At 61.7% G+C, this 7,759-nt stretch carries 7 protein-coding genes; 4 read left to right on the top strand and 3 right to left on the bottom strand.

Going from position 1 to position 7,759, the window contains the following annotated elements; all coding sequences use genetic code 11:
- The 4 genes from rho to Q4P21_RS02505 all read left to right on the top strand — a co-directional run.
- The coding region (rho, locus tag Q4P21_RS02520; protein ID WP_303387285.1) for a transcription termination factor Rho at window positions 1–1,820 on the top strand (1,820 nt) is incomplete at its 5' end.
- 164 nt (window positions 1,821–1,984) lie between these two features.
- Window positions 1,985–3,058 carry a peptide chain release factor 1 gene (prfA, locus tag Q4P21_RS02515; protein ID WP_303387284.1) on the top strand — a complete coding sequence of 358 codons (1,074 nt, stop codon included), beginning with the start codon at window positions 1,985–1,987 and terminating at the stop codon, window positions 3,056–3,058.
- Entirely contained in the window at window positions 3,024–3,917 is an 894-nt protein-coding gene (gene prmC / locus Q4P21_RS02510; RefSeq protein WP_303387283.1) for a peptide chain release factor N(5)-glutamine methyltransferase, read from the top strand. Before prfA ends, prmC begins: the two co-directional genes overlap by 35 nt.
- 75 nt (window positions 3,918–3,992) lie before the next feature.
- Window positions 3,993–4,781, top strand: coding sequence for an L-threonylcarbamoyladenylate synthase (locus tag Q4P21_RS02505; RefSeq protein WP_303387282.1), 789 nt, complete (start codon window positions 3,993–3,995; stop codon window positions 4,779–4,781).
- A 46-nt stretch (window positions 4,782–4,827) separates the two neighbouring features.
- Here Q4P21_RS02505 and Q4P21_RS02500 read toward each other — a convergent pair whose 3' ends face one another.
- The 3 genes from Q4P21_RS02500 to Q4P21_RS02490 are packed head-to-tail and all read right to left on the bottom strand — an operon-like array spanning window position 4,828 to window position 7,713.
- The gene (locus Q4P21_RS02500) at window positions 4,828–5,829 is read right to left on the bottom strand and encodes an NAD(P)-dependent oxidoreductase (protein ID WP_303387281.1); all 1,002 of its coding nucleotides are present in this window, start codon (window positions 5,827–5,829) and stop codon (window positions 4,828–4,830) included.
- Window positions 5,819–6,817, bottom strand: coding sequence for a glycosyltransferase (locus tag Q4P21_RS02495; RefSeq protein ID WP_303387280.1), 999 nt, complete (start codon window positions 6,815–6,817; stop codon window positions 5,819–5,821). The genes Q4P21_RS02500 and Q4P21_RS02495 overlap by 11 nt, the downstream gene beginning before the upstream one ends.
- Window positions 6,814–7,713 (bottom strand): glycosyltransferase family 2 protein, encoded by a 900-nt coding sequence (locus tag Q4P21_RS02490; RefSeq protein ID WP_303387279.1) that lies wholly within the window; start codon window positions 7,711–7,713, stop codon window positions 6,814–6,816. Before Q4P21_RS02490 ends, Q4P21_RS02495 begins: the two co-directional genes overlap by 4 nt.
- Window positions 7,714–7,759 lie beyond the last annotated feature (46 nt).

Genomic DNA, 7,759 nt, shown 5'->3' with positions numbered 1-7,759 from the left:
GTGCGGGCGCTGCTGCGCAGGAGTCCGGCACTCAAGCAGTCGCGCAGGATGCAACAGCTGCCTCCGAGTCGAGCGAGAACGCTTCCGCAGGGGAGAACGACGGCGAGAACCGCCGCCAGAGCCGCACCCGGAACCGTCGTGCCCAAGGCGGCGGACGCCAGCAGGATGCTGCAACAGGTGGAGCTTCGAACAACGAATCTACCCCGGCAGAGTCGGGCGAAGCTTCCCAGCACTCCTCCGATCAGTCCTCGTCCGATCAGTCTTCAGCCGGGCAGCCTTCATCCGGCCAGGGCGCGGCAAACCAGGGTGACAACGCTGACAGCAACAACCAACGCAACCAGCGCAGCAACAACCAGCGCAACCAGCGTGGCAATGAGCGCAACAGCAATGACCGCTCAAACAACGACCGTTCAAACACCGATCGTGCAGGCAGCGACCGCAGCAATGACGATCGCAATGACGACGACGGTTCGCGCAACAACCGCAACCGTCGCAACCGCCGTGACCGCAGCGGTAGCGAGTCGAATGACCGCAACGACCGCAGCACAAATACCAACCGCAACGATCGCAATGACCGTTTCAGGGACCGCAATGAACGTCGCCGCGGCCGCAGCCAGGGCCCGGACTTTGATGACACGGAGCTGACCGAGGACGACGTACTGTTGCCCGTGGCCGGCATCCTGGACATCTTGGAGAACTACGCGTTTGTACGCACCTCCGGCTACCTGCCTGGTTCCAACGATGTTTACGTTTCACTGGCGCAGGTGAAGAAGTACAACCTGCGCAAGGGCGACGCCGTCGTAGGTGCCATCCGTGCACCGCGCGAAGGTGAGGACCGCAGCCAGGCACAGAGTGCACGCCAGAAGTTCAACGCCCTTGTTCGCGTCACGAGCGTCAACGGCAAGAACCCGGATGACCTCAAAAACCGTATTGAGTTCGCCAAATTGGTGCCGCTCTACCCCTCGGAGCGCCTGCGTTTGGAAACCGACCCCAAGGTTATTGGCACCCGTGTCATTGACTTGGTGGCGCCGATCGGCAAGGGCCAGCGCGGTTTGATTGTGTCCCCGCCCAAGGCTGGCAAGACGTTGATTCTGCAGGCGATTGCCAACGCCATCACGATCAACAATCCTGAGGTTCACCTCATGATGGTCCTTGTTGACGAACGCCCGGAAGAAGTCACCGACATGCAGCGCACCGTCAAGGGTGAGGTTATTGCCTCAACCTTCGACCGCCCCGCAGATGACCACACCCAGGTTGCTGAACTGTCCATTGAACGCGCCAAGCGCCTGGTGGAAATGGGCATGGACGTTGTTGTGCTGTTGGACTCCATGACCCGGTTGGGCCGTGCCTACAACAACTCCGCACCGTCGTCCGGACGCATTCTCTCCGGTGGTGTCGATTCGGCAGCCCTCTACCCGCCCAAGCGTTTCTTCGGTGCTGCACGCAACATCGAAAACGGTGGCTCACTGACCATTTTGGCCACGGCATTGGTGGAAACCGGTTCCAAGGCTGATGAGGTCATCTTTGAGGAGTTCAAGGGCACCGGCAACATGGAGCTGCGCCTGTCCCGCCAGCTGGCGGACAAGCGCATCTTCCCGGCTGTCGACGTCAATGGCTCCGGCACCCGGCGTGAGGAAAACCTGCTTTCACCCGACGAGGTCAAGATCATGTGGCGCCTGCGTCGCGTCCTCTCCGGTCTGGAAATGCAGCAGTCCCTTGAGCTGCTCACCTCCAAGCTCCGGGAGACAGGCTCCAACGTCGAGTTCCTCATGCAAATCCAGAAGACCACGCTGGGTTCCAAGGCCGAGCACGACAAATAGCTGTTCACACTAATCCGCCTTCGTAGTGAGGGGGCCCGCCCGCTTCGCGGACGCCCGAAGCCGCTCCCGGCCCCCTCACTACTTGGCGGATTCGTGCGTTAACCCCAGTGCCGCCAGCCCAGCAGAAGTAATTAGACTTGACATACGTCGAGAGAGGTTTTGAAATGTTTGAATCCATCCACGGGCTCCTTGATGAGCACGCAGAATTGCAGATGCGCCTCAGTGAGCCGGAGGTGCATGCCGACCAGGGGTTGGCTCGCAAGCTTGGTCGCCGCTATGCGGAATTGAGCAACGTGGTGGAGGGCTACCATCAGGTGGAGTCGCTCGGTGACGACCTTGAAGCAGCCCGTGAAATGGCGACTGAAGACGCTGATTTTGCTGCCGAGGTGCCGGTACTGGAAGAGCAGTTGGCCGCGGCACAGGAAAAGTTGCGCCGTTTGCTGATCCCGCGCGATCCCGATGATGCCCGTGACGTGATCCTTGAGGTCAAGGCCGGTGAAGGCGGTGACGAGGCTGCGCTCTTTGCTGCAGACTTGGTGCGCATGTACACCCGCTATGCCGACTCGCGTGGTTGGAAAACTGAAGTCATCTCCGCCACGGAATCGGATTTGGGCGGCTACAAGGATATTTCCATTGCCGTGAAGGGCCGCTCCAACGATCCGGCCGAAGGCGTGTTTGCGCGGCTGAAGTTTGAAGGCGGCGTGCACCGTGTGCAACGCGTGCCGGCGACGGAGTCCCAGGGACGCATCCACACTTCGGCTGCCGGAGTACTGGTCCTGCCTGAAGTGGATGAGCCGGAAGAAGTCGAGATCAGCCAGAACGACCTCAAGATCGACGTTTACCGTTCCTCCGGTCCGGGTGGACAGTCTGTGAATACCACGGACTCCGCTGTCCGAATCACCCACCTTCCCACGGGCATCGTGGTGGCCATGCAGAACGAAAAGTCGCAGTTGCAGAACCGTGAAGCAGGTATGCGCGTGTTGCGTGCCCGCATCCTTGCCCACCAGCAGGCCATTGTGGACGCGGAGAACTCTGCCGTGCGCAAGTCACAGATCCGAACCATGGATCGTTCCGAACGAATCCGCACCTATAACTACCCGGAAAACAGGATTGCCGACCATCGCACCGGTTACAAGGCATACAACCTTGATGCTGTGATGAACGGTGACCTTGAGCCCGTAGTGCAATCTGCCATTGAAATGGATGAGCAGGCACGTCTGGATGCGCTGGGTGACTGACGTGCCGTTGGCTGATGCGGTGCGGGATGCCACAGCGGCACTCACTGCTGCTGGTGTTCCAACACCAGCTGTGGATGCACAGCTTTTGGCCGCTCACCTGCTGGGGGTAAGTCGCGGGGAACTGGCTGCCATGTTATTTGGTACAGCTGTAGCACCAAACGGTTATGCGGACGTGGTGGCACGGCGGGCCTCTCGTGAACCGTTGCAGCACATCACTGGTGTGGCTTATTTCCGGCACCTTGAGCTGGCTGTTGGCAAGGGCGTTTTTGTACCCAGGCCGGAAACGGAGACCGTGGTACAGCTGGGAATTGACGTTTTGACACGGTTGCACCAAAAACGGGGGGACGGGGCGACGTTAGTGGCCGTCGATCTTGGGACAGGCTCCGGAGCCATCGCGGCAGCCATGGCCACGGAAGTTCCGAACTGCCAGGTCTATGCGGTGGAACTCAGCGAGGACGCCTACCCGTGGGCTACCAAGAACCTTGCCGGCACCGGTGTGGTTCTTATCCACGGAGACATGCGTGATGCCTTTTCCGAGTTGGATGGCACTGTCGACGTAGTGGTCTCAAACCCGCCATACATTCCATCGGGCGCCATTCCACGTGACGTGGAAGTGGCGCTGCATGATCCGCATATGGCCCTGTACGGCGGGGGAGCGGACGGCATGGAAGTGCCGAAGGCGGCCACTGCCACGGCGGCCAGGCTGCTGCGTCCGGGTGGATTCTTTGTCATGGAACACGCCGAAGTGCAGGCAGCACAAATGGCAGATCTCCTGCAAGGCACCGGACATTGGGAGATGATCTGCACTCACCGTGACCTAACCGGACGGGAACGGGCCACCAGTGGCATCAGGTGCTAGAAAAGTTGCACCTATATTTCCAAGCCAAGCCAAACGCGTTCAACACCATGGGCGTAGTGATGAAAGAATGAACTCGTGAGTACCACTTCTTATAACTGCACCAATGAAGCCCAGCGCGTCGAGGGCCTGGCCGAGGCTAAAAAGGCCATTGACGCCAAGCAGCTTATCGTCATGCCAACAGACACTGTCTACGGTATTGCGGCCGATGCGTTCTCACCGCGGGCAGTTGCCACATTGCTGGCAGCCAAGGGTCGCGGCCGGAACATGCCGCCCCCCGTGCTGATCCCGCGCATCGGTACCATGGAAGGGCTGGCCACGGACATTCCAGATGACGCCCGCAAGCTTGCGGAAAAGTACTGGCCCGGCCCGCTGACCCTCATCTTCCATTCCCAGCCGTCCCTGACCTGGGACCTCGGTGAGACGCAGGGGACCGTCGGACTGCGTGTTCCCGACGACCAGCTGGCTCTCGATCTGTTGACGCTGACCGGACCATTGGCAGTTTCCAGTGCCAACCGCACCGGTCAGCCGGCAGCACAAACCGCTTCAGGTGCCCGGGAACAACTGGCCGAATCCGTTGAAGTGTATCTGGAAGGCGGCTTCCGGCCCTTGGAGGGCACCGAGCCGGAACCCTCCACCATTGTCGACGCCACAGGGCTGCGTCTTCGCGTGGTGCGTGAAGGCGCCATCTCGCTGGCCGACATTCAGCGGATCGTACCGAGCGCCCTGGGTGCGGATGTGGAACCCGAAATGTGGTCCCCGCCCGGCCTGGTCAAGGAAGAGCCGGTGGGAGAACCAGTAGCGGACGAACCAGCAGAACAGGCTCCTGCCGCGCTTGACCTGGTCAAGCATGACGCCACAGAGTAGTTTTCTGGCTCGTCCGCTGGCGTGAGTTCAGACAGCGACCCTGCCACTAGCTGCTGGGTGTCTGGCTGTTAGTACGGGCCTGTTCAAGGACGGCATGCACACCCGGAGTGGGTGTCAGCCCCTCGGCTTCAGCCCAACCGGGGGACTGCGATTGCCCAAACCACATTAGTTCAACTCTGCGTATGGGCCCATGCAAACGCTCACCAAGCAGCCTCGAGATCAGGTATCCCACTTTCAAGGTGGTGCGGCACAACCATGCAGGAAGCCGAAGTGGCCTGCGACCGCCCGCAGCAGCCAGCACGTCGGAGACGGACAGGCCTTCCCACGGTTGAATCACACATGACGGCACTTCTGACGCATGCAGCCCGGCCTCCGCGACAAACCAAGCGAGGGCCGCAATGGAACTCACGGGTGTGGCCGCAGTTCCTGGCGAGGCCACCGAAGCCAGTGGGGAACGCGAAATCTTGGCCAGAGCCAACGTGGTGGGGCGGCTGGGTCCTTGCACGGAGGTGGCCCGGATCGTCACCAGGCTGGGTGGATTGGAATCAGCCCACAAGGAATCAGCGGCCAAAAGTTCAAGGACTTCCTCACCCAGGGCCTTGGATCGGGAGTAGGGCGAAAATGGTGCCCGGTCGGAGCTTTCATCAATGACCCGGCGGTGTCCCTGCACTGAGGCACTGCTGAGGTGTACGACGCGCCGAACCCCGGCGGTGTGGGCTGCCCAGGCCACCACAGCCGGCAACAGTGCGTTGGCACCGGTCATTTGCGCGGATTCGCCCCCACCTGGAGTGGCCAGGCCTGCGGCGTTGACAACGACGTCGGCAGCCGCGAAGGCCTCCACGAGACTGCCGCCTCCCAGGGCTGAGGATCCAGCCCTGGATTCTTCCAGCAGCGCGTTTGCGTTCGAGGCCTCGCTGCGCAACCGCGGCGCCGCCAGAGGCAGAACCTCAATGCCGCGGCCCCTGAGCTCGGCCACCACTGCGCTGCCCACAAATCCGGAGGCGCCCAGCACAACCCATAACCCGCGTGCCCGGTCGTCAGTTCCCATCAGTGGATTCCTGCCTGCTCGGTCCGCGGCCCAGTGGGGGCATGGGCTCAAAGTCGGTGGCTGCCATGATCCGACGGGACTCACGCCATCCGGCCAGGAGCCGGCCGGTGCCGCGCAACGTTCGTTCCACACCCGCCAGCCGCAGAAGTTCCTTGGCTGCAGTCAGCGCCGTGCCCAAGGCAAAACCCGCAGCGTTGAACTTGCCGTGGATGCGCAGGTAGTGGGCCAGCAGGCCACGGTTGCGCATGACATAGTAGCGGCTGAGATCCGAGGAGTCGTTGAGGTGCCGGATGCCCAAGTCAACGCTGCGCTGGGACCGGGCCTTACGCAACACAAACTCATTCACGTAGCGAACAGGCCGTTGCAGGGAAACGAGCCAGCCATACGTGGTGTCGTCCCAGTTCAGGAAGAAACGCGGATCCGGCAATCCAACTGCACGGACGGCGTCTTCGTGCAGCAGCATGCCTTCAAAACAGCCCACATTCGTGGCGAATTCATTGGAATGGGCAAACACATCCCCGCGCACGGGCATGGGGAAGCCAAGAAACGTGCTGAACTTGTTTTGCCAGTAAAATGGCTGGCCTGCTGCGTCATAACGTCGGCCAACGAGTGCGTCGTATTTGTCCATCCATGGGCCCAAGGCGCCGATTGCCCCGGGAACAGCCGTGACGTCGTCGTCCATCAGCCACATCCATTGGGCGCCTTCCGCCAAGGCGCGCTCAACGCCGGCGCAGAAGCCTCCCGCACCACCGGAATTCTGCGCCAGCTCGTGCTCAATGACAGGAACAGGAGCGGGGAGGGCTGCCAGCTGCTCCCGGGCGCAGCCAATCACCGCTGGGGTCGAGTCGGTGCTGGCATTGTTGACCACAATGACGCCGTCGGGGGCAGGGTTCAACGCGGCGACGGACTCCATGAGTCCGCGCAGGTAATCGGCCCGGTTGTAAGTGGTGATGACGATGAAGAACCGCCCGCGCCGCTGCAGACTCAAAACTTCTGCTCCTTCACGGGCCCAAACTTTGCCCCGCGCAGGCCCGCCCCGTAGGTGCCGGCCCACTTGGCCAGGCCCTTGACGTCTCCCTTCTTCAGGAAGTACAGCGGATAGCCGACGGCGTCTGCCACCAGGGAGCGCACGCGGCGATGTTTGCGCGTGAGGTAGCCGCGGTTGCGGTAATAGTAAAAGCGCTTGAAGGGCGTCTCCGGCACTAGGACGTGCAGACGGTCGCCGAGCACTTCCTGCACTTCGGCCCAACCGGCCGGGTGGGTCAGGGCCACAGAGGTCACGGTGCCAAACTTCACCTTGGCCTCACGCAGGCGAAGCATGAAGTCTGTTTCGTCGCCGCGGATGAAAAGGCGCAGGTCTGGCAGGCCTACCTTGAAGAAGACATCGCTGCGGATCAGTGCACCGTTGAAGAACTGGCCCACATTGTCAATGAAACCCAGCGGCTCCACCACACTGCGCTCATGCGTGAGGTGGCCGTCAATGCGGAACGGGAAGGACAGCTTTTCGGGAGAACCGGGGGCCACAATCAACGGCACCACTACGTCGAGCTGGCGTTCCTTGGCGGCCTCCAACAGCGTGGCCAGGCACTCGGGATCTTCGGGATGGGCGTCGTCGTCCATGATCCACACCCACTGCGCACCGGAAGCGATGGCGTTCAAGATGGCCAACGAGAAGCCGCCGGCACCGCCCAAGTTGGCCAATGAGCGCACGTAGGTCACGTCCACCGGGGCTTCAGCGGCAATGGCTGCCACGGACTCCTGCCCGGAATCCACCAGGGCAATGGCGTGCGGGGTGTGGGTTTGCTGCGACAGAGCCCCCAGCAAAGTGCGTACGTCCTCGGGGCGGTCAAAGGTGACGGCAGCGACGGCTACGGTATCAGTCAAGGAGGGTCCTCTCGGGAGCTGCCCACGGTATTACCAGCAGTATTCT

This window comes from Arthrobacter sp. (assembly GCF_030540645.1).
GTDB lineage: Bacteria > Actinomycetota > Actinomycetes > Actinomycetales > Micrococcaceae > Specibacter.
Note: the sequence above shows the minus strand (reverse complement) of the source record. Positions and strands in the feature narration are given on the sequence as shown.